Origin of the sequence: Kineococcus esterisolvens, from assembly GCF_050871405.1 — a bacterium.
GTDB lineage: Bacteria > Actinomycetota > Actinomycetes > Actinomycetales > Kineococcaceae > Kineococcus.
Genome location: NZ_JBJLRI010000044.1, coordinates 13,377 through 37,506, shown reverse-complemented (window position 1 = coordinate 37,506; position 24,130 = coordinate 13,377). Strand labels below are relative to the sequence as shown.

Annotated in this window: 23 protein-coding genes; 7 read left to right on the top strand and 16 right to left on the bottom strand. The window is 75.1% G+C overall.

All coding sequences use genetic code 11. From position 1 onward, the window contains the following. Positions 1-133: 133 nt before the first annotated feature. Together ACRYR8_RS14030 and ACRYR8_RS14025 are read left to right on the top strand one after the other, a co-directional pair. The gene (locus tag ACRYR8_RS14030) at positions 134-949 is read left to right on the top strand and encodes a sugar phosphate isomerase/epimerase family protein (RefSeq protein WP_432483202.1); all 816 of its coding nucleotides are present in this window, start codon (positions 134-136) and stop codon (positions 947-949) included. 62 nt (positions 950-1,011) lie between these two features. After that, positions 1,012-1,404 (top strand): ATP-binding protein, encoded by a 393-nt coding sequence (locus tag ACRYR8_RS14025; protein ID WP_432483200.1) that lies wholly within the window; start codon positions 1,012-1,014, stop codon positions 1,402-1,404. A 21-nt stretch (positions 1,405-1,425) separates the two neighbouring features. Here ACRYR8_RS14025 and ACRYR8_RS14020 read toward each other — a convergent pair whose 3' ends face one another. From ACRYR8_RS14020 to ACRYR8_RS13985, 8 genes are all read right to left on the bottom strand, one after another. Then, positions 1,426-2,298 carry a hypothetical protein gene (locus tag ACRYR8_RS14020; protein ID WP_432483198.1) on the bottom strand — a complete coding sequence of 291 codons (873 nt, stop codon included), beginning with the start codon at positions 2,296-2,298 and terminating at the stop codon, positions 1,426-1,428. A 42-nt stretch (positions 2,299-2,340) separates the two neighbouring features. Next, positions 2,341-3,531, bottom strand: a complete 1,191-nt coding sequence (locus tag ACRYR8_RS14015) for a twin-arginine translocation signal domain-containing protein (protein WP_432483196.1) — start codon at positions 3,529-3,531, stop codon at positions 2,341-2,343. 110 nt (positions 3,532-3,641) lie between these two features. Continuing rightward, on the bottom strand, positions 3,642-5,102 hold the full coding sequence (locus tag ACRYR8_RS14010) for a glycosyltransferase family 2 protein (protein ID WP_432483194.1): 1,461 nt from the start codon (positions 5,100-5,102) through the stop codon (positions 3,642-3,644). Further along, a complete protein-coding gene (locus ACRYR8_RS14005; protein ID WP_432483192.1) occupies positions 5,083-6,099 on the bottom strand; it encodes a polysaccharide deacetylase family protein in 1,017 nt (338 codons plus the stop codon). Before ACRYR8_RS14005 ends, ACRYR8_RS14010 begins: the two co-directional genes overlap by 20 nt. Next, the gene (locus tag ACRYR8_RS14000; RefSeq protein WP_432483190.1) at positions 6,096-7,343 is read right to left on the bottom strand and encodes a nucleotide sugar dehydrogenase; all 1,248 of its coding nucleotides are present in this window, start codon (positions 7,341-7,343) and stop codon (positions 6,096-6,098) included. Before ACRYR8_RS14000 ends, ACRYR8_RS14005 begins: the two co-directional genes overlap by 4 nt. Then, positions 7,340-8,032, bottom strand: coding sequence for a WbqC family protein (locus ACRYR8_RS13995; protein ID WP_432483188.1), 693 nt, complete (start codon positions 8,030-8,032; stop codon positions 7,340-7,342). The genes ACRYR8_RS14000 and ACRYR8_RS13995 overlap by 4 nt, the downstream gene beginning before the upstream one ends. Positions 8,033-8,133: 101 nt before the next feature. Further along, a complete protein-coding gene (locus tag ACRYR8_RS13990; RefSeq protein WP_432483186.1) occupies positions 8,134-8,775 on the bottom strand; it encodes a PIG-L deacetylase family protein in 642 nt (213 codons plus the stop codon). Between the two features lie 428 nt (positions 8,776-9,203). Then, complete coding sequence (locus tag ACRYR8_RS13985) at positions 9,204-9,626, bottom strand: DUF1810 domain-containing protein (RefSeq protein WP_432483185.1); 423 nt, start codon at positions 9,624-9,626, stop codon at positions 9,204-9,206. A gap of 89 nt (positions 9,627-9,715) precedes the next feature. Between ACRYR8_RS13985 and serC the strand changes: the two genes are divergently transcribed. Further along, positions 9,716-10,864 (top strand): phosphoserine transaminase, encoded by a 1,149-nt coding sequence (gene serC / locus ACRYR8_RS13980; RefSeq protein WP_432483184.1) that lies wholly within the window; start codon positions 9,716-9,718, stop codon positions 10,862-10,864. Positions 10,865-10,974: 110 nt separating this feature from the next. Beyond that, the gene (locus ACRYR8_RS13975) at positions 10,975-11,274 is read left to right on the top strand and encodes a DUF1540 domain-containing protein (RefSeq protein ID WP_432483182.1); all 300 of its coding nucleotides are present in this window, start codon (positions 10,975-10,977) and stop codon (positions 11,272-11,274) included. On the opposite strand, the gene ACRYR8_RS13970 is transcribed toward ACRYR8_RS13975, so the two are convergent. From ACRYR8_RS13970 to ACRYR8_RS13960, 3 genes are read right to left on the bottom strand one after another with little or no spacing between them, the layout of a single operon-like run. After that, entirely contained in the window at positions 11,259-12,494 is a 1,236-nt protein-coding gene (locus ACRYR8_RS13970) for a class I SAM-dependent methyltransferase (RefSeq protein WP_432483180.1), read from the bottom strand. The genes ACRYR8_RS13975 and ACRYR8_RS13970 overlap by 16 nt on opposite strands. Positions 12,495-12,535: 41 nt before the next feature. After that, positions 12,536-13,834 (bottom strand): MFS transporter, encoded by a 1,299-nt coding sequence (locus ACRYR8_RS13965; RefSeq protein ID WP_432483178.1) that lies wholly within the window; start codon positions 13,832-13,834, stop codon positions 12,536-12,538. Beyond that, positions 13,831-14,310 (bottom strand): MarR family winged helix-turn-helix transcriptional regulator, encoded by a 480-nt coding sequence (locus tag ACRYR8_RS13960; protein WP_432483176.1) that lies wholly within the window; start codon positions 14,308-14,310, stop codon positions 13,831-13,833. Before ACRYR8_RS13960 ends, ACRYR8_RS13965 begins: the two co-directional genes overlap by 4 nt. A gap of 157 nt (positions 14,311-14,467) precedes the next feature. Between ACRYR8_RS13960 and ACRYR8_RS13955 the strand changes: the two genes are divergently transcribed. Further along, positions 14,468-16,648, top strand: coding sequence for a putative bifunctional diguanylate cyclase/phosphodiesterase (locus ACRYR8_RS13955; RefSeq protein WP_432483174.1), 2,181 nt, complete (start codon positions 14,468-14,470; stop codon positions 16,646-16,648). Between the two features lie 24 nt (positions 16,649-16,672). On the opposite strand, the gene ACRYR8_RS13950 is transcribed toward ACRYR8_RS13955, so the two are convergent. Continuing rightward, complete coding sequence (locus ACRYR8_RS13950; RefSeq protein WP_432483235.1) at positions 16,673-17,419, bottom strand: SDR family NAD(P)-dependent oxidoreductase; 747 nt, start codon at positions 17,417-17,419, stop codon at positions 16,673-16,675. Positions 17,420-17,521: 102 nt separating this feature from the next. Here ACRYR8_RS13950 and ACRYR8_RS13945 point away from each other — a divergent pair, with 102 nt between their 5' ends. Continuing rightward, positions 17,522-17,836, top strand: coding sequence for a DUF2530 domain-containing protein (locus ACRYR8_RS13945; protein WP_432483172.1), 315 nt, complete (start codon positions 17,522-17,524; stop codon positions 17,834-17,836). A 99-nt stretch (positions 17,837-17,935) separates the two neighbouring features. Here ACRYR8_RS13945 and ACRYR8_RS13940 read toward each other — a convergent pair whose 3' ends face one another. From ACRYR8_RS13940 to ACRYR8_RS13925, 4 genes are all read right to left on the bottom strand, one after another. Further along, positions 17,936-20,986, bottom strand: a complete 3,051-nt coding sequence (locus tag ACRYR8_RS13940; RefSeq protein ID WP_432483170.1) for a sacsin N-terminal ATP-binding-like domain-containing protein — start codon at positions 20,984-20,986, stop codon at positions 17,936-17,938. A 155-nt stretch (positions 20,987-21,141) separates the two neighbouring features. Then, positions 21,142-22,005, bottom strand: coding sequence for a DUF3027 domain-containing protein (locus ACRYR8_RS13935; protein WP_432483168.1), 864 nt, complete (start codon positions 22,003-22,005; stop codon positions 21,142-21,144). Between the two features lie 2 nt (positions 22,006-22,007). Beyond that, entirely contained in the window at positions 22,008-22,391 is a 384-nt protein-coding gene (locus ACRYR8_RS13930) for a cold-shock protein (protein WP_432483166.1), read from the bottom strand. Between the two features lie 110 nt (positions 22,392-22,501). Beyond that, positions 22,502-23,242: an HAD family hydrolase gene (locus ACRYR8_RS13925; protein ID WP_432483164.1), complete on the bottom strand. Its 741-nt coding sequence runs from the start codon at positions 23,240-23,242 to the stop codon at positions 22,502-22,504. Positions 23,243-23,426: 184 nt separating this feature from the next. Between ACRYR8_RS13925 and ACRYR8_RS13920 the strand changes: the two genes are divergently transcribed. Next, complete coding sequence (locus tag ACRYR8_RS13920) at positions 23,427-24,050, top strand: superoxide dismutase (RefSeq protein WP_432483162.1); 624 nt, start codon at positions 23,427-23,429, stop codon at positions 24,048-24,050. Positions 24,051-24,130 lie beyond the last annotated feature (80 nt).

The following is a 24,130-nucleotide window of genomic DNA, read 5'->3' as shown; positions in this document are numbered from 1 at the left end:
CCCCCGGCCCCCGACAGCGGGGCCGGGGGCGCCGGTGCGTGCGGGGCCGTGCGCCCGCGGGTCGTTGACCCGTGCGGGCGGGCTGTGGCAAGCTCGGCGGAAAGCGCATTCCAGCCCGCGAAGGAGCGAGCCCGTGGACCCCCGCCGCCTCAGCCTCAACCAGATCACCGTCAACTCCTGGTCCCTGGAGCAGGCGGTCGCCGGGTGCGAGCGCCACGACATCGGGGCGATCGCCCTGTGGCGCGACAAGATCGCCGCCGCCGGCCTGCCCCGCGCGGCGAGGCTCGTGCGCGACGCCGGTCTGCACGTCAGCTCCGTGTGCCGCGGCGGCATGTTCACCGACCCGGCCGCCGACCCCGCCGGCGTCCTGGACGACAACCGCCGGGCCGTGGAGGAGGCCGCCGAGCTGGGCGCCGACACCCTCGTGCTCGTGTGCGGCGCCCTGCACGACACCGACCTGCCCGGCGCACGCGCCCGCGTGCGCGACGGCATCGCCGCCCTGCTGCCGCACGCCGCCGCCGCCGGCGTGAGGCTCGGCATCGAGCCGCTGCACCCCATGATGATCGGCGTCCGTTCCGTCGTGGTCTCCCTCGCCCAGGCCCTCGACCTCGTCGAGGAGCTCGAGCCCGCCCACCCCGGCCACCTCGGTGTCGTCGTGGACGCCTACCACGTCTGGTGGGACCCGGCGCTGGAGCAGCAGCTGCACCGGGCCACCGGCAAGGTGCTCGGCTACCACGTCTCCGACTGGCTGGCCGGCACGTCGGACCTCCTGACGGACCGCGGCGTCATGGGCGACGGCCTCATGGACCTCCCGCGGCTGTCCCGGCAGGTCGCCGGCACCGGCTACGACGGTCCCGTCGAGGTCGAGGTGCTCTCCACCCGCTGGTGGGGCGAGGACCCCGACGACGTGCTGCGGCTGGTGCGCAAGCGCTTCGAGGAGTGCGTCTGAGCCCTCGCACCCCCGTCGGCCCGCCGCGTCCCACCGGGCGGGCCGACGCCGCGTCGGTCAGGATGGCGCGGGTGTGCGAGTCCCTCCCCACGGAGCAGGTGACCCTCGCGGCGGACGCCGGCGCCGCCCGGCGGGCGCGCCGCTTCCTCGACGACCACTGGTGCGTCGAGCACGCCGCGCTGCTGCGCCCCCAGGCCGAGCTGATCGTCTCCGAGCTGGTGACCAACGCCGTGCTCCACGGCAAGCCCCCGGTGCGGCTGGCGCTGGACTGCGAGGGCGCCGAGGGGGTAACCATCTCCGTCAGCGACGGCGACCCGGGCACCCCCGAGATGCGCAGGGCCTCGCCCGGCGCAGCGCACGGGCGGGGGCTGCAGCTCGTGGACGTCCTCAGCGACGAGTGGGGCGTGAGGACCCGCCCGGGCGGCAAGACGGTCTGGAGCCGCCTGCTGGTCTGAGCGGCCCGCGCGGCCCGCGCCTCACCCCCCGCGAGGAGGTGAGATCTCCCGGATGCTGCTCCACTTGTAGAGCAGGCCGCGGTCGCCCACGCCGTCGCTGCGGAAGTACACGCTGATGTTCGGCTTGCCCGACTCGGACCCGGGACGGTCCGGTGAGGCGGTCAGCGGCATCATCGGGTCGATCCCGGGGGCGCACGCCTCCTCGCCGAACACGCGACCGTCGTCCACCAGTTCGTTGACGAGGCGCCAGCGGCCGCCGCCGGCCCCGCCGGAGGTGTCCAGCCACAGCTCCAGCTTGACGTCGCCGTCCGGGAGGTCGTAGACGACGAACTTGTAGCCGAACCAGACGTCGCGGGGCATGCCGCCGGGCCACAGCACCTTGCTGGACGCCGCTTCGTTCGCGGGGTGCGCCGTCTCCTTCTCGAAGTCCATCAAGCCGTCGTAGCGCATGCGTGCGCCGTAGCCGCGGCTGTCGCAGGGGTGGTCCTCCACGCGACCGGTCACCCCGTGGTTCGAGCGGGCGACCGCGGTCATGCCCGCGTAGGGGACCCCCTCGTCCGAACGGCGCATGAAGTACGCGGTGACCTCGACGTCCCCCCACTGCTCCTGCAGCGACGGGTCGCGGACGTACATGCGCGGGGCGGCGCCGCTGACGGCGAGCTCACCGTCAGCGGCCGCGTAGGACCCCGAACCGTCCGTGGCGAACCACGGGTCCTGCGGGTCCTCGCTGCCGAAGCTGCGCGGTTCGTCCCACGCGGAGTTCCAGCGCATGCCGCCCGGGAGCGTGGGGTAGAGCTCCTGGACACCGCGGTCGGGCGACCACGAGAGGGCCCCGACGAGCAGGAGCACGAGCGCGGCGGGCCCCGCGACCAGAGCTGCCCGGGCTCCACGCACGCCTCACCGTACCGCGTGCGTGGAGCCCGGGCGGGCAGCGAACTACGGCCGCGGGACGGCCAGGGAGGCGCCGACCTTCGCGTTCGCGTCGAGCCACGTGCGGGCCTTGCCGTGGCCGCTGAGCACGATCGACCCCGAGGGCACCCGGATCCCCGGCTTGCTCCGCGAGACGCTGACCACGCGACCGTCGCGGACGACGACCTCGGTGCCGTACTGGTTGGTGCCCGTGCTGGAGCCCGCCTTCGTGTAGGCCACGAGCGAGTCGGCCGTCCGGGAGACGTTGAACCCCTTCAGCGGGTACGTGGCGCCGGTGCTGGAGCGGACGACCAGCGCGCCGTTCGCCGACGGGGTCGCCGGACCTACCGGGGCCACCGGCGCGACGGGGGCCGTCGAGGTGGAGCCGGACTCCGGGAGGTTGCGCGCGTCGTAGATCCTCTTCAGCTCGGCCTGCGTCAGCTTGCGGTCGAAGAACGCCACGCGGCGCAGGCGGCCCACCAGGAAGCCGGTGGACATGTCCCGCGTGCCCAGGCGCACCGGAGCGCGGCCGTTGCCCGGCTTGATGCTGTAGCCCGACATCGGGTCGGAGTCGCGCTGCTGCGCGTTCTTCCACATGGAGATGGTGGACGTGTCCGCCATGCCGGTCACCATGCGCTCGGTCCCGGCGGCGTCCGGGTCCTGGAAGTAGGAGCCCGCCCCGAGGCCGCCCGAGGTGTTGAAGTGGTAGAAGCTGGTCCGGTACTGACGGCTGCTCGCCTCGCCGGTGCCGCCCTTGACGTAGTGGCGGAAGACCCACTCGTGGGAGCCGGCCGAGCCCTTGCCCATCCAGTGCACGTACTCGGAGCCGCCGGCGCCCCGCCAGTCGTCGATCGTGTTGAAGGCGACGATCGTCAGGGCACCCCGGGTGACCACGGAGAAGTCGTCGTGGTCGGGGATCTCGATGTAGCTCTTGCCGTCGAAGCGGGCGTGGGTGCCGAAGGCGACGCTGCCGTGCGCGGTGCCGTCGAGCCCGCCGACCACGTCGCGCGCCTTGCTGGCGCTGTCCAGCGGGTAGTAGTGCTTGAGGCCGGGGATGCTCGTGATGACGGCGCGGAAGTTCGCCGTGCCGGCCGCCGCGGCGTTCGCGGGCGGCGTGCAGGTCAGCGACGCGGTGGCCGCGCCGATCCCCAGGAAGGTCAGGAAGCCGCGGCGCGAGACGTTGGAGGAAGTCGAGAGAAGCTGACCCGAAGTAGTCATGGACTACGTGTCGGGGTGGGCACCTCACGCCTTGAGCGATGTGGGGGACATCGCCCGGGGCCCGGCCGGGCGGGGTCCTCGTCAGGCCCCGCCCGGCCGCCCCGCCCGGATCACGGGGCCGAGGCGTGCGGGGCCGGGGTGGTGACGGCCGCGCCGGCCCCGGCGTCCGGCAGCACCACCTCGCGGGTGTGCCAGCTCGTCGAGCGCAGCTTGGTCAGCGCGGCGTAGGCGGCCGGCCGCAGGATCACCAGGCCGAAGACCGGGTACACGGGGGAGAGCGCCCACTGCTGCAGGCGCTGCACCCACGTGAAGTCCGGCCGGTACACGGCGTAGACGGCCGTCTGCGTCACCGAGCACATCACCCAGTAGAGGATCCCGTACAGCAGCGCCGGGTTCCCGTAGCGCAGCGACAGCGTGATCAGCAGCGTCACCACGACGGGCCACAGGAGGGCGAACACCAGGGGGAACGTGTAGAAGACCACCACGAGCCAGCGCAGGTTGGTCCAGACGAAACCCGTGCCCAGCCACGCCGACTTGGACCAGCGCATGCGCTGGCGGAAAGCACCTTCCCAGGTCGTCGGCAGTTGCGTCTCCACGACCGCCTCGCTGACCCCGACGACCTGCCCCCTCAGGAGCGCGTAGAACGACAGGCGCCTGTCGTCACCGGCCGTTCCCGAGGTGACGTAGTCGTCGAGGTTGTCGTAGATGACGGCGGAGCGGTACAGGGCTATGGCGCCGCTCGTCGGCGACACGATGCCCAGCCAGGAGCGGACCGTGCGGAACAGCAGGCAGCTGGTCACGATGTTGATGTCCGTGAGGCGCGTGAGGAAGTTCACGTTCCAGTTCCGCATGAGGATCATCCCGGTGCACGCCTGCACCCTCTCGTCGCTCATCGCCTCGAGCATGCGTTCCAGCGCGTCGTCGTCCAGCACCGAGTCCGAGTCGACCGTCAGCACGTAGTCCCACTCCCGGGGCGCGAACATCCGCAGCACGTGCGCCTGGGCGTGGCGCTTCCCGGCGTTCGGGGTCCTGTGCCACGTCACGAGCGGGTCGTCGAAGGTCTGGAGCGGGCGGGCCGAGCCGTCGTCCACCACGTGGATCTGGTCCGGGAGGATCGTCTGCCGGAGCAGGGCGCGCACCGCTGCGTGCACGAGGTGGTCCTCCTCGTTGTACACCGGGACGACGCAGAGCACCCTGCCGTGCGCGGCGTTCAGGTGCGAGAAGCTGCGCCAGAACGTCCCGGACAGCAGGAAACAGGTCACCAGGGCGGCGTTGAGCGCGAAGAACACGATGAGGAAGGCGACGTCCATCGACGCCCAGCCGATGTAGCTCCACAGCACGTACGCCAGGAACAGCGCGGGCGAGGCCAGGGCCAGCGCGCGACGGCGCCCCCGCAGCGGCCGGCTCCTGCCGCTGGTCCGCGCCGCGGGCCCCCCCGCGGTCCGGGGCCGCTGCCCCCCGGCGTGCCTGCCGAGACCGGTCCGGGAGCGTCGCTGCGCGGGGAACGACGCGGACGACGGGGAGACGCCGTTCCTGCGGGTGCGGACGTGCCTACCGCGTGCGTTGCGCATAGCGCCTGCTCCTCGTGCCGAACCGGTATGCCGTCAACGTCCCTCCGGCCACCACGAGCCCCGCCGCGATCACGTTCGACTGGCTGATCTCCAGGCCGGCGACCGTGAACGCCACCGCACGCGTGCGCCCGTCGCCGCCCCCGGGGTCGACGAGCCGCTGCAGGGGGGTGCCCACCACGGGACGCAGGTGCCCGCCCGTGACCTCGTCCACCGTGGCGACGCGCGTACCGGGCCCCCGGGTGGCCAGCCACTCGACGAAGGCGGCGAAGTCGCTCGGGCTGATCGCCGTGGTGCCCCGGTCCGGGCAGGTGCAGACGTGGTGCAGCACCAGGGGCACCCACCCGCCGCCCGACTGCTCCGCCTGCACGACGCGTCGTCGCAGGAGCTCGGGGGTCGACGCGGTGTCGCCGGTCCGGATGCGCCACGTGTCCATGGCCGCCGGGTCCTCGGCCTCCGGGCAGGCGCCGCAGTCCTCGGCGGACTCGTGGAGCCCGGAGGAGATCCTCGCGCTGCTGTACCCGCACTCCTGCACCACTCGCCGCACGTCGGCGTTCCACGCGCCGTACGGGAACGCGAAGCTGCGCGGGTCGAAGCCGAGCGCTGCGAGCGTCGCACGGTCGTCGCAGACCTGGTGACGGGCCTCGCTGAGGGGGACCGCCGTGAGGTCCTCGTGGTCCAGGCCGTGCCCGCCGATCTCGTGCCCCTCCGCCGCGATGCCGCTCAGCTGCTCCACGGTGAGGTACGCCGGGTACCCGATGCTCGACGAGTTGACGTAGAAGGTCGCACGCATCCCCTTGTCGGCGAGCATCCGGGCGGCCACCTCCTGGCTCCGCAGCCCGTCGTCGAACGTCAGCGACACCACCGTGTCCCCCGCGGGGAGCGCCCACGGTTCGCCCGTCGGATCGTCCGCCGGCGCTCCGTGCGCCGCGGCGGGCAGGCACACGAGGGCGGCGAACAGCGTGGTGACCAGGACGGTCGCGTGCTCGCGGAACCTCACAGGCGCACGACGTTGCTCGACGCCGGGGCGGCGTTCCGGCAGTCCAGCACCAGGCGCGCCTCCGACACGACCTTCTCGTAGTCGAAGTCGTCGTGATCCGTCACCAGCACCACGAGGTCGAAGTTGGGCAGTGAGGGGATCATCTCCTCCAGGGACAGGACCGGCGTCAGCGACCACCGGTCGACGTGGGGGTCCACCACCGTCACGTCGAGCGCGCGACGCTGCAGCTCGCGGACCACGCCGATCGCAGGGCTCTCGCGGACATCGCCGACGTTCGGCTTGTAGGCGGTACCCAGCACCAGGACGCGGTCCCCGCCGCTGCTGCGGACGAGTTCCACGGCGCGCTCCGCGACCAGGACGGGACGCTCCTCGTTGACCTGCTGCGCCAGTTCCGCGAACCTGAACGGCCGGCCGAGCTCCTCGCGGGCGAGCCACGCGAGATACATGGGATCGATCGGCAGGCAGTGTCCGCCCACGCCGGGGCCGGGTGTCCAGCGGGCCATCGAGTGCCCCTTCGTCATCGACGCCTCCACCACCTCCCAGACGTCGATGTCCAGCAGCCGGCAGAGCTCGGCCATCTCGTTGATGAGGGCGATGTTCGTGTTGGCCTGGATGTTCTCGAAGAGCTTGGTGATCTCCGCGGTGCGGGGGTTGCTCACCGGGACGGTCTGCTCCACGACGGTGTCGTAGAACGCCTCGACGGCGGTGAGCCCCGCTGCGGTGGTGGCGGAGACCAGTTTCGGCGTGTTCACGAGCGTGTGGACCCTGTTCCCCGGGTCGATGCGTTCGGGGGAGAACCCCAGGTGGAAGTCCCGGCCGGCGCTCAGGCCGCTCTCCTCCTCCAGCACCTCCGACAGCAGGCCCTCCGTCGTCCCCGGGTAGGTCGTGCTCTCCAGCACGACCGTGCCGCCTCGCCGGAGGAAGCGGCCCAGCGTGCGACCCGCCGCCTCGACGCAGGAGAGGTCCGGTTCACCGTTGCGCAAGGGGGTCGGCACCACGATGACGCCCACGTCGAAGTGCAGCATGTTCGGCGCCGGTTCCGTGGAGACGTCGAGGCGGCCCCGCGCGAGGACGTCCTGCAGTTCCCCGCTCGTGACGTCCTCCACGTACGTGCGCCCCGCCTGCAGCGCCTCGATCTTCGCGGGGTCCAGGTCGAGGCCGAACACCCGGTGCCCCGCCTGCGCTGCCCGCACGGCCAGCGGCAACCCCACGTACCCCAGACCCACCACCACGACGCGGCTCATGCCGTCGCCACCTCTCGCTCGGCCAGGACGACCTCCATCGGGTCGTCGTAGTCCATGAGCACGGACAGGATCGAGTCCCCCGTCACGGGCTCGTGCGGGGACCAGATCACGGGGATGCCGGCCTCGTCGAACTCGCGGCAGTCGCCCATGTACGCGCGAGCGCCTGTCCCCGACAGGTACGTCGGGTTCCCGTAGGTCTTCAGCACGCTCACCAGGCCCACACTGCCGCCGCCCTCCGTCGGCACGCTGACCGACAGCGGAGTGCGGATGCCGAGGACGTCCCGCACCAGGAGGATCAGTTCCACGTTGAAGTGCCACAGGCGATCCGTCTGGATCGAGAGGATGGTGTCCACCAGCATGGGGCCGTACTTGTCCCAGTTCCTGGATCCGCAGTAGCGGCCACGGATCACCTGGGCCAGGGCCTTCGGCGACTCCGCCGGGTCGATCCGCACCTCGCAGATGGGGGCGTACTTGTGCTTGCCCGTCACGGGCAGCGATGCCCAGGATCCGCGCATCTTCACGCGGCGCTGGTAGCCGCGGTCGACGAACTGGTCGAAGATCTTCAGGTCGAACAAGTCGGCCTTCGCCATCTTGTACCAGAAGCCCGAGTAGGGCAGGAGATCGGCTTGGTGGCTGGCGACGATCACTTTTCCCCCGTTGGAAGTGCAGAAGTTCTCGGCTCGGTGCACGTCGAAGCCGGCAGCGGGACGATTCCGTCGCCGGGGTGGTCCGTTCGGCGTCGCCGTGGCGCCCCCGCGCCGCGGCCCGTTCCTTCAGTCGCCGGTGGTGGTCACCGGATCGTCCTCACCAGGGCGTACTGCTCGGCGAACGTGGTCTGGCGCTGGCTGCCGAGCGAACGCGCGGTGGCCTTCAGCTCGTTGCACGCGTGCGGTCCGGAGGCGACCTGCGACTGGTAGCAGGCGAACGCCTCGGCCTTGCGGTCGACCTGGTCCTCCGTCAGCGACTCGAAGTAGTTCCAGAGCAGGTTCGTCGGGTACAGCGTCAGGTCGTAGGCCGCCACGTCGTAGACCAGCACCGTCGGGGTGAACCAGTGGCGCGTTCCCATCGCCATGCGCGACGCCCTCATGCCCGCCTCGTAGGCGGCCACGTGGTCCTGGTGCAGAGAGGGGAAGGGCAGGTAGATCTCGTCCGGGCGGCAGGTGTCGATGATGCGGTCGATCATCCCGACGAGGGTCGTCATGTCGGCTCCCACGGAGCCGTCGGGCAGGTCCAGGAACCACGAGGCGGGGTATCCGAGGACGTCGCGCGCCTCCTCGAACTCCTTGTGGCGCAAGGGGTCGGGTTGGGCCAGGACCACGACTCCGCAGTCTTCGGCGTACTTGGCGAGCAGTCCCCCGCACCCCAGCACCTCGTCGTCGCAGTGCGGGGCCACCACGAGCTTGCGGATCGGGTTCGCCTGGTCGGAGCTCATCGTGAGGGGTTCCGTTTCTCTTCGGAGGACCCGGCTCCCGGGGGCCGCGCTGCTCCTCGGCGGTGCGGGGTCGAGGTGCCGTCGCCGGCCGGTGGACCCGGCGCCGTACGAGGAGGGTGGTGGGGCGGGAGCCGGGCGAGGGATCTCGTGCGGCGGTCCGGCGGGTGGCGCGGTGCGGCCGCGCGAGTTCGAGACGTTCCTCCGGTCCCCGTCGGGGGGTGGTGGTGCACATCGTCGTGTCGCATCGCGGAGCCCACCTGAAGGTCTGCTGTGGAAGGACTTACGCATTGCTACCACGCAGGACCTGGCTGTGGGGAGGGTGTGGACGAAACGCGAGGCGTCCCGGCGGTTATTTAGCCGCAGGTAGTCAAGTAGTTACGTAGAGTTGCCGAGTGGGGTCTGTCCGGCAGCGCCGTCGCCCCCGCGCCTCAGCCCAGCCGGTCCTCGGTCAGCCCGTCGCGCTCACCGCCGAAGAACCGCTCCAGCACCGCGTCGAACGTCGGCTCCTCGGGGTCGGTGGCCGCGAAGAGCGTCATCGACGAGCGCAGCTTCGCGGCGTCCACCTCCCCCAGGACCGCCACGGGGTCGTCGCCGGGGACGTCCAGCAGGACCCGCGCGCACTCGCGCAGCCGCTGGCCCAGCACCGGGTGCGCCAGGTAGGCCTGCGCCTCCGGCAGCCCCGAGACCGCGAAGCGCCGCGAGGTGGGGCTGCTGCCCAGGCCCGCCACCTGCGGGAACACCCACCACATCCAGTGCGAGCTCTTGCGGCCGGCGCCGAGCTCGGCCAGGGCCCGCTCGTAGGTGCCCTCCTGGGCGTCGACGAAGCGCTGCAGGTCGAAGGGGTCGTCCACCCCTCCACCCTGCACCGCTGCGGCCAGCGGCACCTCCCGGGTGCGGGCACGAGCGCGGCCGGGGTCGTGAGTGCGGGAGGATCGGGGCCGTGAGCCCAGCGCCCGACGTCCAGATCCCCGCCGACCTGCTGCCCGCCGACGGCCGCTTCGGCTCCGGCCCCAGCAAGGTCCGCCCCGAGCAGGTCGACGCACTGGTGCGCGCCGGCCGCACCGTGCTGGGGACCAGCCACCGCCAGGAGCCGGTGAAGTCCCTCGTGCGGCGCGTGCGCGAGGGCGCGGCGCAGCTGTTCTCGTTGCCGGAGGGCTACGAGGTGGTGCTCGGCAACGGCGGCAGCACCACCTTCTGGGACGTCGCCGCCCTGTGCCTGGTGCGTGAACGCTCCCAGCACCTGGTGCTGGGGGAGTTCTCCTCGAAGTTCGCCGCCGTGACCGCCGGCGCGCCGTTCCTGGCCGAGCCGGTCGTCGTGCGCGGTGAGCCCGGCACGCTGCCGCGGCTGGGGCGGGTCGCCGACGGCGTGGACGCGGTCGCCTGGCCGCACAACGAGACCTCCACCGGCGTGGTGGCCCCCGTGCGCCGCCCGGACGGGCCCGCCCCGGCCGAGGGCGGGCCGCTCGTGCTGGTGGACGCCACCTCCGGGGCGGGGGGTCTGGCCGTGGACGTCGCGCAGACCGACGCCTACTACTTCGCGCCGCAGAAGTCCTTCGCCTCCGACGGCGGGCTGTGGATCGCGCTGCTGTCGCCGGCCGCGCTGGAGCGCGCCGAGGAGCTGGGGGCGGGTGGGCGGTGGGTGCCGCCGTCGCTGGACCTGCGCACCGCGGTCGAGAACTCCCGCAAGGACCAGACGTACAACACTCCCGCCGTGGCGACCCTGGTGATGCTCGCCGAGCAGGTGGAGTGGCTGCTGGGGCAGGGGGGGTTGCAGTGGGCTGCGCGGCGCACCGCGGAATCCGCCGCGGTCGTCTACGGCTGGGCCGCGGAGCGGGAGTGGGCCACGCCGTTCGTGGCCGACCCGGCGGCGCGCAGCACCGTCGTCGCCACCGTCGACCTGGACCCCTCGATCGACAGCGTGCAGCTCCAGGAGGTGCTGCGCCGCAACGGCGTCGTGGACGTCTTCCCCTACCGCAGCCTGGGTCGCAACCAGTTGCGCATCGGGTTGTTCCCGGCCGTCGAGCCCGAGGACGTGCGGGCGCTGACCCGGTGCGTGGACCACGTCGCCGAGCGGATCAGGAAAGCCTGACCTACATTCACCTGGCCACGAAGGAATGCCTCACCTAGCTATTTCCGCGAGGCCTCGAGAAAGGCGTTCCTTCGTGGCGGGAAATGCCTCCCGGCGTTATGGTCGAAGGCATGGCGACCGTGAACCTGGACCTGACCCCCATCCACGAGTGCTCCGTCAGCGGGTGCACCTTCAACGCGGACGTGTCCTGCCACGCTCCGACGATCACCGTGGGCGACCACGGCGCGAACCACTGCGGCACCTTCCTGGGGCTGCCCACCAAGCACAAGAACGCCCCCGAGGGCCACGTCGGCGCCTGCCAGCTCGCCGACTGCAAGCACAACTCGGACCTGACGTGCACCGCCCCGGCCATCGACGTCGGCACCTCCGACTCCGGTGGGACGAAGTGCCTCACCTACACCGCGGCCTGATCCGCCCGACCCGCCGCCGGGTCCGCGGCCGGGGCTGAACGCACCGCGTCCAGCTCCGGTGCCAGCGCGGCCGCCAGGGCGGGCTGCACGCCCCACCGCCGGCGCAGCTCGTCGAACTCCGCGAGGTGCTCGGCGCGCGGTGCGGACCCCGTCCGCACCGCGCGCAGCATCGCGTTGCGGGGCGTGTGGGCGGAGTCGATGAACTCCACGACCTCCACCCGGTAGCCCAGCAGTTGCAGCACCAGCGCGCGCAGTGCGTCGGTGAGCACGTCCGCGAACCGCTCGCGCAGGATCGCGTGCCGCACCAGCGGGTCGCGCCCGCCGCCGGCCGCGATCTGCCGCTGCACGTCCCGGTGGCAGCACGGCGCCGCCAGCACCAGCGGCGCGCCCCAGCGCACGGCCCGCGCCAGCGCCTCGTCCGTCGCGGTGTCGCAGGCGTGCAGCGCCAGGACGACGTCCGGGCGCTCGCCCGGCGCGAACGGCTCGGCCGCGGCGATGCTGCCGCGCTCGAAGCCCAGCCCCGCCAGCCCGGCCTCGCCGGCCGCCCGCCTGCTGTTCTCCAGCACGTCCTCGCGCACGTCGACGCCGACGGTGCGCAGCTCGCGGCCGCGCTCGCCGGCCCGCTGCGACAGCCACCGGTGCGCGGCGAACGTCAGGTAGGCGTTGCCGCAGCCGAGGTCCACCGCTCGCACCACCGGGCCGGCCTGCTCGAGCACCCCCGGCGCCAGCGGTGCCAGCTGACGCACGAACGCCTCCACCTGGCGGCGCTTGTCCCCACCGGCGCCCAGCACCCGGAACACCGGGTCGTCGGGGTCCACCAGGCGCTGCTTGGCGCGGTCGTGGGCCTGCGGGCCCGCCGGGGCACCGCCGGCGCGGGCGGCACGGTGGACCTGCGCCTCGCCCTTCTTCGTCACCCGCAGCTGCAGCGTCTCCGTCGCTGTCTCCACGTGCCAGTTGCCGTAGGGCAGGGCGAGCAGGGCGTCCACAGCCTCCGCGGCCTCACCGGCGGGCACGTTGCGCGTGCTGACCACCGGCCCGCTGCGGGAGAGGACCTGCAGGTGCGCCCCGGAGCGCAGCGCCACCGGCCGCACCTCCACGCGTTCGTGCTCGGGCGGCTCCACCCCGCGCCGTCGCCCCGCCGCCACGGCCCGCACGAGGTTCTGCTCGTCCAGCAGCAGCGTGCGGACGTCGGACAGCGCGGCGGCGAGGTCGGTGGGCACGTCCTCCATCCTCCCCCCGCCGCGCAGGTGCCCCGGACCGCTCAGGCGGCTGCGACGTCGCGCTCGTCGCCGCCGTCGGGGGAGCGCACCGGCACCACCCGCAGGTGCGGGGTGCTGCGCAGGGAGCACGTCACCCGCACCTTCGCGCGTCGCAGCACGAGCACCGCCACCGCCACCGCGACGAGGCCGGAGGGGATCGAGCCCACCAGCACCGACCACTCCGCGCCGAAGCGCGTGCCGACCCACCCCACGAACGGGCCGCCGACGACGGTGCCGCCCTGCATCAGCGACATGTACAGCGCCATCACCCGCCCGCGGATGCGCGGCTCGGTGCTCATCTGCACCGTCGCGTTGGCCGCCGTCAGCAGCGTCAGCGACGACAGGCCCAGGAACGGCAGCACCACCAGGTACAGCCAGTAGTTCGGCATGACCGCCGACACCGACGCGATCACGGCGAACGCACCGGCCGCGCCGATCACCAGGCGCCAGCGGGGCCGCTCGCGGCGCGCGGCGATGAGCGCGCCGAGCAGCGAACCGACGGCCAGCGCGGTGCCGGCGACGCCGAACGCGGCGGCGTCCCGCCCGAACTTCACGCTCGTGATGAGCGCCGAGGTGAGCTGGAAGTTCAGCCCGAAGGTGCCCACGACCCCCACGAGGGCGAAGATCGCCATCAGGTCCGGGCGCGCGCGCACGTAGCGCAGCCCCTCGCGCATCCCGCCGGTGCCCTTCGCCGGGCGCTCGCGGCGCACCGGGTGCGCCGGGCGCATCAGGTGCAGGGTCAGCAGCGGCGCCAGGAACGACAGCGCGTTGATCAGGAACACCGGGCCGGTGCCGATCCAGGCGATGAGCAGGCCGGCCAGGCCGGGGCCGATCAGGCGCGCGGAGTTGAACGAGGCGGAGTTCAGCCCGATGGCGTTGGGCAGGTCCTCCGGCGGCACCAGGCTGCTGACGAACGTCTGCCGCACGGGGCCGTCGATCGCCGAGGCGCAGCCCAGCAGCGTCGCCAGGACGTAGACGTGCCACAGCTGCGCGGCGCCGGACAGCACGAGCGCGGCCATCACGAGGCCCAGCACCATCATCGCGGCCTGCGTGGCCATGAGGGTGCGCCGCTGCGGGAAGCGGTCGGCCACCCAGCCGGCCAGGGGCGCCAGCACCAGGATCGGCCCGAACTGCAGCCCGGTGGTGATGCCGCCGGCGGTTCCCGAGCCGTTCGTGAGGACCTGGATGACGAGCCAGTCCTGCGCCACGCGCTGCATCCACGTGCCGGTGTTGCTGACGATGGCACCGGTCGCCCAGAGGCGGTAGTCGCGGTGCCGCAGGGAGCGGAATGTCCGGTTCACTCCGCGACCACCTCGAGCAGCAGCCGCGCGGCGGCCGCCAGGGTGGCGCGCTCCTCGTCGTCCAGGCGGGCCAGGCGCTCGTGCAGCCACGCGGAGCGCCGTGCGCGGGTCTCCTCCACGGCGGTGCGGCCGGCGGTGGTGGGGAAGACGAGGACCTGCCGGCCGTCGTCGGGGTGGCCGGTGCGCTCCACGTAGCCGGCCTCGGCGAGAGCGGCCACGGTGCGCGTCATCGACGGCGGGCGCACGTGCTCCGCCTCGGCGAGCTCGCCGGGGGTGCGCGGTCCGTGCACGTGCAGGTGGGCCAGCACGGAGAGCTGCCCGTCGGTGAGGTCCTCGACGCTCTTCTGCGAGCGCAGGCGCCGGGCGGTGCGCAGCAGGGCGACGCGCAGGTCCACGGCGAGGCGGTCGACGGCGAGGTGGTCGACGGCGTCGCCCTCCACGGTGCTCGGAGGCGGTTCGGGGGTGCTGCTCGTCACCTCGACGAAGTTACTCCTTAGCAGAGGTAATTACCACCAGCAACGAGGTCGCCCCCCCGTTCGGTACCACTCGGCTCTACGTGGCGTTACAGTTCATAACGTTAAGTAGCGTCACAGCACTGGGCGAGGCTGCTCGCCCGAAGAGGGGAGCGGACGCGTGACTGGTTCTCCTGCGACCTCGGCCCGGCGCGCCGGCGGGACCGCCCTGCACGAGGGCACCCCGCGCGCCCGGACCGAGGTGCTGGATGCGGCTCCCGACGTGGAGCCGGACGTCCGCGCCGACCTCACCGCCGCGCTCCTGCGCGCCCACCGGCGCTTCGCCGCCTGCGCCGATCCGGGCGCCCTCGCCGAGGAGCTCGCCGACGAGGTCCAGGACGCCGGGTACGGCCGCGTCCTGCTCCTGGAGGCCGTCGCCCGCTCCCGCCACCGCGAGCTGCAGGTCGTCGCCTCGCGCGGCGAGGGCGTCCCCGCCCCCGGCCGCCGCACCAGCGGCGCGGACCTGGCGGCCACCGCCCCCACCGCCGTCGTCGAGCTCGTCGCCGGCGACCCCCGGGCGCCGCGGGTGGCCGTCTGGGGCGCCCCCACCCCCGGCAGCGCGCCCCTGGACCTGCTCGCCGCCACCGCCGGCGCCGCCTGGCGAGCCGCGCGCGCGGCCGGCGACGCCGAGCGGGCCGCCGCCGAGCTGACCGGTGTGCGGCAGCTGCTGTCCGGCGCCGTGCGCCTGGCCGGCCTCGGCTCCTGGTCCTGGGACCCCGCCACCGACCGCATCACCCTCGACGACCGGTTGCGCGACCTGCTCGGCCTCGACGCCGGCGAGGCCGACCCCCACCTGGCCACCTGGCGCGAGCGCGTCCACCCCGACGACCGCGGCCCCTTCACCGGCGCCCACGACTCCGCCACCCGCGGCAGCGCCTCCGCGCCCTACCCGTTCCGGGTGCGCGCCGCCGACGGCACCGAGCGCACCTTCCTCGGCACCAGCGTCCCCCTGGCCACCGGCCGCCCCGGCGTCGTGCAGGGCCTCGTGCTCGACCTGGCTCCCGGCGACCGCTCCACCGGTGAGCTGGTGCGCCTGGCCCAGTGCGACTCCCTGACGGGCCTGGCCAACCGCACCGTGCTGGACGTGCGCCTCGGGGAGGCCCTGGCCGCCGCCACCCCCGCCTCGGCCGTCGCGCTGGTCCTGCTGGACCTGGACCGCTTCAAGCTCGTCAACGACACGCTCGGGCACCAGATCGGCGACGCGCTGCTGTGCCGCACCGCCGAGCGGCTGCAGGCCGCCGCCCCCGCCGGCTCCACCCTGGCGCGCCTGGGCGGCGACGAGTTCGTCCTCATGGTCCCCGGCGTGGACCGCCCCGAGTCCGCCGCCGCCATGGCCCGCAACGTCATCCGCCGGCTGCGGGCGCCCGTGCTGCTGCCCGGCCTGCCCGAGCCGTTCGTGTGCACCTCCAGCGCCGGCGTCGCCGTCGGCCACGAGGGCACGAGCGACGAGCTGTTCCGCAGCGCCGACATGGCCCTGTACCGGGCCAAGGACGCCGGCCGCGACCGCGTCGCCGTCTACGACTCCGCGATGCGCGAGGACGCCCAGGCGCGCCGCGAGGCCGAGCACAAGGTCCGCCGGGCGCTGCGCACCGACGGCCTGCGCGTGGTGTGGCAGCCCATCGTCGACCTGCGCGACGAGCGGATCGTGGCCGCCGAGGCCCTGGTGCGCCTGCAGGACCCCGTCGAGGGGCTGCTGGAGCCCAAGTCGTTCGTCGACACCGCCGAGGACACCGGCCTCATCGTCGACGTCGACACCTGGGTGCTGGGGGAGGTGCTGCGCCAGCTGTGCGAGTGGCGCGACGACGGCAACGGGCTGCAGGTCTCCTTCAACGTCTCCGGCAAGACGCTGGAGCACCCGGCGTTCGCGCACCGCCTCGCCCACAGCGTGGAGAGCACCGGCGCCACCGGCTCCAGCCTGCTCTGCGAGGTCACCGAGCGCACCCTCATCGACCTGTCCACCTCCACCCGCGCCAGCCTCGGCGAGCTGCGCAGCGTCGGTGCCCGCGTGGGCCTGGACGACTTCGGGACCGGCTACTCGTCGCTGTCCTACCTGGACCGCTTCCCGCTGAGCTTCCTGAAGATCGACATGAGCTTCGTGCGCCCGCTGGGCACCTCCGCGCGCGCCGCGGCCGTCGTGGAGGCGCTCATCGGCCTGGCCCACGCCCACGGCATGCTCGTCACCGCCGAGGGCGTCGAGACCCGTGAGCAGGCGACGATGCTGCGGGAGATGGGCTGCGACCGCGCCCAGGGGTGGCTGTTCGGCAGGCCCGTCGCCGCGGGACTGCTGGCCCTGGGGCGCTGAGCACGAGGAGCTGAGCGGGGGACCTCAGCGCCGCCGGTGCACGTGCGCGGCGTCCGCCTGCTGCACCGGCCGCACCACGACGCGGTCCAGGTCCACGTGCGGCGGGCGCGTCACCGCGAACGCGACCACCTCCGCGACGTCCCCGGCGCTCAGCGGCGTCAGGCCCTCGTACACCTTCGCCGCCGCCTCCTCGCTGCCGAGCCGCACCAGCGAGAACTCCGTCTCCACCATGCCCGGGGCGACCTCCGTGACGCGCACCGGCTCGCCCACCATCTCCTGGCGCATCGTGCGGCACAGCGCGTTCACCGCGTGCTTGACGGCCGTGTACCCGCCGCCGCCCGGGTACGTCTCGAACCCGGCGATCGACCCGAGCACCACCACGTGCCCGTCCCCGCCGCGGCGCAGCGCCGGCAGCAGCGCCTTGTGCACGCGCAGCACGCCCAGCACGTTCGTGTCGTACATCAGGCGCCAGCCCTCGACGTCGCCGTCCTCGACCCGGTCGGTGCCCAGCGCGCCGCCGGCGGAGTGCACCACGACGTCCACCTCCGGGAGCGCCCGTGCCAGCGCCGCCACCGACGCGTCGTCGGTGACGTCCAGCGCCACGGCCCGCCCGCCCACCTCGCGGGCCAGCTCCTCGCAGCGCTCCACCCGGCGCGCGGCGGCGACGGTGTCGAACCCGGCCGCGGCCAGGGCCCGCACGGTGGCGGCGCCGATGCCGCTGCTGGCGCCGGTCACCAGCGCGGTGCGCCGGCGCGGCGAGGGGTCGGTCAGCGCCACGGCGGGAGGCGCGGCGGGGGGGTCGGCGGGGGAGTCGGCGGGGGAGTCGGCCACGGGCACATCCCACCAGACGCCCCCGACCGGCACACTGGTGACGTGCCGCTGTACCTGCCGCCGTCGAAGGCGAAACCCCCGCCGCCGCCGCTGCGCACCGACGACCGCCGGGCCGTGCTCGTCGGCCTGGCCGTGTGGGGCGTGCTGCTCCTCGTCGCGCTCGTGGTGCCCGAGGTGCGCGACACGGGCGAGGGCCGCTGGCTCGGCTCGTGCATCGCCGGCATCGCGCTGGGCCTGGTCGGCCTGGCGCACGTGCACCGCCGCGAGCGCCGCGCGGCCCGCAGGGCCGCGGACGGGGCCCGGGGCCGGGACGGCAGCGCCCGGGGTGCGGCGCAGCGGGGGCCCGGGGCGACCTGACGCCGGGAGCGGGGACCGCCCCCGCGGCGCGGCCGGGGGCACCCCGTGCGACACCGCACCGCGCAGCGTCCCGGGGGCGTCCCCGGGCGCCTCCACGCCCTACCCGGGCAGCTCCTCGGCCAGCAGCCGTGCCCGGGCGTCGGGGTCGCCGGCCAGCAGCTCGGCCACCGCCCGTCGCAGCGGCCAGCGCCCCGCCGCCACCGCCAGCCCCGCGGCCGCGCCGGGCAGGTCGCGCGCCACCACCCCCGCCGGTCCCGGCCCGTCAGCGGGCTCGACCCAGAAGCCCACCGCCCGCCCGTCCACGCGCAGGCCCGGCGCCCGCACCCACACCGGTGGGCAGCCCGGCAGCAGGGCCGAGACCTCCGCCGGGACGGGACGGTCCTGCACAGGACCGGTGTCGACCTCCCCGTCGGCGCGGTCCGACGCCAGGTCCACGTCCAGCAGGTCGGCCACCGCCGCGGCGTGCCGGGCGGGCACCAGCAGGCGCGGGCCCAGGTCGCTGCGCTGCGCCCAGCACGGGTCGTCGGCCACCACGACGTCCCCGGCGGCGACCCGCACCGGCCGCCCCGCCGGGTCCAGCGCCACCAGCGCCTCGGGCGGTGCGCCCGGCGGCAGCTCGCCGGCGTGGGCGGCCAGCAGCGCCCACACCCGCAGCAGGTCCGCCACCGGCACCCGCGCCGGGTCGGCGGCCGCCGCGGCGTCCAGCAGGGGGCCCGCGTCGGCCGGGCCCGCGCAGGCCAGGTCCGCCAGCACCCCCAGCGCCGCGCGCACCGCCGCGGGCAGGGCGCCCGCCCAGCCCGGCGCCGGGGGCAGCCAGCCGGGAGCCGTGCCGTCCGCCGACCGGCTCACCGCGGGCAGCGGCCCGCGGGTGCGCAACCACCAGGCCGCCGGGCCCGGGCGCTGCCGGCCCGCCACCGCCCACGGCCGGGTCAGCGCCGCCGCACCCGCCGGGGTGGCGGCCAGCCCGCCGAGGACGTCCGGCCACCTCGACCCCACGAGGTCCAGGTCGGGCACGGCCCAGGCGTCCTCCACGACCGTGCCCGCCGGCCCCCGCGCTCCCTCGAGCCCCTCGGGGCCCTCGTCGAGGAGGTCCCCCCAGACCTCCCCGGCGTACTCGTCCAGGGCCGTGACGCCGCGCTCGACGGCGTCGTCGACCTCCTGCGGGTCGGTCAGGTCGAGGCCGTGCACGGGGACCGCGACCAGGCCCGCCAGCACCCCCGCGGCCCGCAGCACCGCCGGCCCCCACGCCGCCACCAGGTCCGGGTCCACCTCGCCCACGGCCCGCGGGTCCAGCGCGGCGGCGGCGAGCGTGCCGGGCAGCACCAGCGCGCTCGCGGGCGCCGGCTCGCCGTCGGCGTCGCGCAGCGCCAGGTCGCGCAGCACGGGCACGTCGCGCGCCGCGCGGGCCACGGCGTCCTCGTCCACCGCGCCGCCGGCGCCGGTCACCGCGGCCTCCACGACCGCCAGCACCGCGTCCGCGACGGCGTCGGGGTCGTCGGCGTCCGGGGAGCCGGTCACCGCGGCCGCCAGCGCGGGGTCGGTCAGCAGCGCCCACGCGCCGCCCTCGCGCGCGCCCAGGCGCACCAGCAGCTCGCCCGCCCCGCCGGCCACCGCCCCCGGGTGCGCCACCCGCAACCCGTACCCGGCCAGCAGGCCCGCGGCCTCCGCGTCGAGCGCCTCCGCGGCCGCGGCGTCCAGGACGACGACGCCCCGGGCGCCGTGCACGGTGCGCCCGTCCAGCAGGGGCACCGGCAGACCGGACATCGCCTCGCGCGCAGCGCCGTCGCCGGACAGCGGCAGCAGCGCGGCGAACAGCTCGCGGGCGGTGTCGGGCGGCCCGCCGCCGGGCAGCAGCTCCAGCGCGTCGGCCAGCCCCAGGCGCAGCACACCCAGGTCGGTGAGCAGACGGTCCACGGCGCGAGGGGCCGCCACCAGGCCCGCCAGCGAGGGGGCCAGCGCGGCCAGCAGGCGCGCGTCGTCCGCGCCCGCCCCGCGCAGCGCGACCGCCGACGCCGGCCGCAGCAGCAGCCGGCCGGTGCCCTCCCCGTCCGGCGCCGCCTCCACGGCGGGCAGCAGCGGTGCCTCGCCGGCGCGCCGCAGGACCCGTTCGCGCAGCTCCGCGTCCAGCCGTCCGGCGGGCACCCCGTGCGGCAGCAGGACGAGGGCGTCACCGCCGTCGGCGGCCACCTCCACCAGCAGGTCGCAGTACGCCTCCGCCGCGGCGTCCAGCACCGCGTCGGCGGCCGGGCCCGGCACCACCCGGCGGCGGTCCGGCCCCAGCGGCAGGGTCGCCACCAGCAGCGCCGGCCACGGCAGGTCCTCGTCGGTGGGGGTGGGGGCGCACAGCACCCCGGGGCCCGCGGTGGCGGTGGGCGAGGCGCCGGGGAGGGCGGTGTCGAGGAGGTCCCCGGGCAGCGGGCCCGTGGAGGAAGGGGTGCGCGGCAGCGCCCACGCCAGGTGCCAGGCGGGGCGCTCGCGCTCCTCCACGCCCCGGCCGGCCAGCGCGGCGGGCCCGTGGCGGCCCGAGCGGCGCAGCACCCGCCAGCGCTCCTCCACGTCCCGCAGCACCCGGGCCGGTTCGCCCGGCACCTCCACGACGACCTCGTCGAGGGCCGGCAGCGCCAGCAGGAGCACGTCGTCGGTGGCGGCCAGCAGCCGGTGCGCGAGGTCGCGGGCCGCGGCGTCGCGCAGCGGAAGCTCCACGACGGTGTCGTAGCCGTCGGGCGGCGCCGCGGCCGCCACCGCGAACGGCAGCCGCAGGGCGGGCACGTGGCCGCCACGGCGCTCCAGCTCGGCCCGCAGCCCCGCACCCCGAGGCCCGGCGGCGGCCTCGCGCACCAGGCCGGCGGTCGCGTCGCGGGAGAAGCGCACCGCCCCGGTGGTGGAGGACACCACGGGGGCGTCGGTGACGGCCAGCACCGCCGAGAAGCCCACGCCGAAGCGGCCCACCACGTCGCTGCCGGCGCCGCGCTTGGCGGAGGCGCGCAGGGTCGCCAGGCCCTGGACGCCCGCGGCGTCCAGCGGGGCGCCCGTGTTGGCGGCCAGCAGGCGCCCGGGCCCGCCGGCGGGGTCGTCCACCAGGCGCAGCAGCAGCCGGCCGGTCACCCCGGCGGCCGCGGCGGCGTCGGCGGAGTTCTGCGCCAGCTCCACGACCAGCCGGTCGCGGTAGGCGCCGAGGGCGGCGTCCTCCTCGGCGTTGGCGTCCTCGCGCAGCCGCGCCGGCGAGGCCGCCCAGGCCTCCAGGACCCGCCGGCGCAGCTCCGCGGTGCCGAACGGGTCCGGCGCCGCGGCCGGCGCGGGGCGGTTCAGGGCGCCGGCGCCGGGTCGTCCGCCGGGTCCCCCACCGGGTCGCCCGCCGAACCGCCCGTGCGGTCCGCGGGCTCGTCCGCGGCCTCCGCGAGGTCCAGCACGTCCACCGCGAGGTCGTCCACCAGCGGTGCGCTCGGCGCCTCCTGCTCGGCCTCGACGTCGGTCTCGCTGTGCGCGCCGCAGCCGTGGTCGGCGCTGACGACGCGACCGTCCTCCGGGGACCACTCGTTGGCGCACACGCCGAACACCTGGCGCAGGGAGCCGGCCAGGAGCAGGAAGTACCCGCACGTGGAGCACTGGCCCGCGGCGTTCTCGGCGATCTCGCTGCGCGGGCCGCGGTCGCCCTCGTACCAGCGCGTCGCGGCCTCGTCGCGGCCCAGCGGCGAGAGGACCCGCTCCCGGCCCAGACCCAGCTCGAAGAGCGCCAGCTCGTCGGCCTCGGTCTCGCCGGTGGCCGCGTAACCCTGCTCCAGGTACGGGTCGTCCGCCCTGCGCGGCAGCGTGTCGCGCGGGCCGACGTCGCCGGGCGAGATGCGCTCGGACCACGGCAGCCACTCCGGGGCGCGCAGCGCGTCCTCGCCCGGCAGCAGGCACACCTCGTTGACGGTCACGTTGCGGGCGCGGGACGCGCGCGTCAGCGTCACCGTCCAGCGCCACCCCCGGTACCCCGGCAGCAGGCAGTCGAAGGCGTGGCTGACGAGGCGCTCGGCCTCGGCCGAGGCGCCCAGGTGCTCGCCCACGGTGCCCTCGTCCGCGACCTCCTCGGCCGCGGCGCGGGCCAGGTCCACGGCCGCCGCCGCGGCGGCGTCCAGGACGGGCTTGCGGGTGCGGCGCGGGCGGGCCGCGGTGCTCTCGGCCACGCTCACGCCTCGAGGTCGTCGGCGACGGCCCGCAGGACGGTGGCGATCTTGCGGGCGCCGCCCTTCTCGGGGTAGCGGCCGCGGCGCAGGGAGCTGGAGACGCCGTCGAGCAGCTTGATGAGGTCCTCGACGATGACGACCATGTCCTCGGGCTTCTTGCGGGTGGCGCGCGCCACGGAGTGCACGGGGTCCAGCAGGCGCACGGACAGCGCCTGCGTGCCGCGCTCGCCCTGCACGACGCCGAACTCCACGCGCGCGCCCTTGGCGAGCGTCGTGGCGCCCGCCGGGAGCGCCGAGGCGTGCACGAACACCTCCCCGCCGTCCTCGGCGGCGAGGAAGCCGAAACCCTTGTCGGCGTCGAACCACTTGACCTTGCCAGTCGGCACGGGAACCTTCTCGTGTGAGCGGTGGGCGCGGCCCTCGGCCGCGGCCCGGTGAGCATCGGGTGTCTGCGCGCCCGCGCGCCGCCCTGGGGGGCGCGCCGGCTGCCCCCAGGTTAACGGGGCGCGGGAGCGCCGCCTCCCCGTCGCGCGCCCGCGGCGAGCTCCGCGGCGTGGGGGGCCAGCCAGGCGGGGAAGTCCCGCAGGCCGGCGAGCACCACGTCGGCGCCGGCCCCGCGCAGCGCCGCCGCGTCGTGGGCGCCGGTCGTGACGCCCACGGCCACCGCACCGGCGACCCGCGCGGCGCGCACGTCCCCGGGGTGGTCGCCGACGTAGGCGGTGGCGCCGACCTCGGCCAGCCGCACGCCCTTGGCCTCGGCGAACAGGTCCCCGGCGACGTCCTCGGAGCGCACGGCGCGCTCGAGGCCGGCCGCGGCCAGGACGCGGTGCACGTTCGGGGTGTGCTTGGCGCTGACGACGACGCTGCGCCCGCCGTGGGCGGCCGGCGCCGCCAGGGCGTCCGCCGCGCCGGGGTAGGCCCGCACGCCCGGCACCCCGAGCGAGGGGTAGAGCTCCCTGTAGCGGTCGGCGAGCTCGGCGACCCGTTCGGGGGAGGTGCCGGGGGCCAGGCCGGCGACGATGAGCTCCAGCGGCATGCCCGCGTACGGCCAGGTGTCCTCGGGCGTGACGTGCACGCCGTCCTCGGCGAGGACGGCCCGCAGCGTGGCGGCGATGCCCTCGCTGGAGTCCACGAGCGTCATGTCGAGGTCGAACCCGACCACGGGGACGCCCGCGGGCGCTGCGGGCGAGGGGCGGTGGGCGGGCGCGCGCGAGCCGGTGGCGGCCGGGGAGCTCATGGGACCAGCCTGCCAGGCGCCACCGACACCCCGCCCGGGCGCCGTGATCACCTGGTGGGATGCTGCCGGTGGCCGGTTGCGCGGCCCCGGGGGCTGCGCGAAGGTCGAGCGCGCGGGCGGATCGACGGGTGCTGCCCGTGCCGCGCGAGGACCCACGTGACGGACGAGGAGACGACGAGACGACATGGCCGACTACGCGCTGCCGGACCTCCCCTACGACTACTCCGCGCTCGAGCCCCACATCTCGGGGACGATCATGGAGCTGCACCACGACAAGCACCACCAGGCGTACGTGACCGGGGCCAACACGGCCCTGGAGAAGCTGGCCGCGGCGCGCGACGCCGACGACCTGGCCACCGTGAACCTGCACGAGAAGAACCTGTCCTTCAACCTCGGCGGGCACGTCAACCACTCCGCGTTCTGGCCGAACCTGTCCCCGGACGGCGGCGACAAGCCGACCGGGGACCTGGCCGCCGCGATCGACGAGCACTTCGGCTCGTTCGACAAGTTCCGCGCGCACTTCGCGGCCGTGGCCGCGGGCGTGCAGGGCTCCGGCTGGGCGATCCTGGCGTGGGATTCGGTGGGGCAGAAGCTCATCAACGTCCAGCTGTACGACCAGCAGGGCAACATCGCCCTGGGGCTGGTCCCGATCGTCCTGCTGGACGTGTGGGAGCACGCCTACTACCTGGACTACAAGAACGTCCGCGCCGACTACGTCAAGGCGTGGTGGAACGTCGTGAACTGGGCCGACGCCGCCCAGCGCTTCGAGAAGGCGCGCTCGCAGACGGCCGGTCTCATCGTCCCGTGACGGTGCGCCGACCCGCGCTGACCTGAGCCGACGCGCGAGGGGCGGTCCCCGGTGGGGGCCGCCCCTCGTCGCGTCCGCAC

Bases quoted from the DNA above. Each gene is read 5' to 3' on its own strand.
- ACRYR8_RS14025 (WP_432483200.1), top strand. From the start codon at position 1,012: ATGGCGCGGGTGTGCGAGTCCCTCCCCACGGAGCAGGTGACCCTCGCG.
- ACRYR8_RS14015 (WP_432483196.1), bottom strand. From the start codon at position 3,531: ATGACTACTTCGGGTCAGCTTCTCTCGACTTCCTCCAACGTCTCGCGC.
- ACRYR8_RS14010 (WP_432483194.1), bottom strand. From the start codon at position 5,102: ATGCGCAACGCACGCGGTAGGCACGTCCGCACCCGCAGGAACGGCGTC.
- ACRYR8_RS14000 (WP_432483190.1), bottom strand. From the start codon at position 7,343: ATGAGCCGCGTCGTGGTGGTGGGTCTGGGGTACGTGGGGTTGCCGCTG.
- ACRYR8_RS13990 (WP_432483186.1), bottom strand. From the start codon at position 8,775: ATGAGCTCCGACCAGGCGAACCCGATCCGCAAGCTCGTGGTGGCCCCG.
- ACRYR8_RS13975 (WP_432483182.1), top strand. From the start codon at position 10,975: ATGGCGACCGTGAACCTGGACCTGACCCCCATCCACGAGTGCTCCGTC.
- ACRYR8_RS13925 (WP_432483164.1), bottom strand. From the start codon at position 23,242: ATGAGCTCCCCGGCCGCCACCGGCTCGCGCGCGCCCGCCCACCGCCCC.
- ACRYR8_RS13920 (WP_432483162.1), top strand. From the start codon at position 23,427: ATGGCCGACTACGCGCTGCCGGACCTCCCCTACGACTACTCCGCGCTC.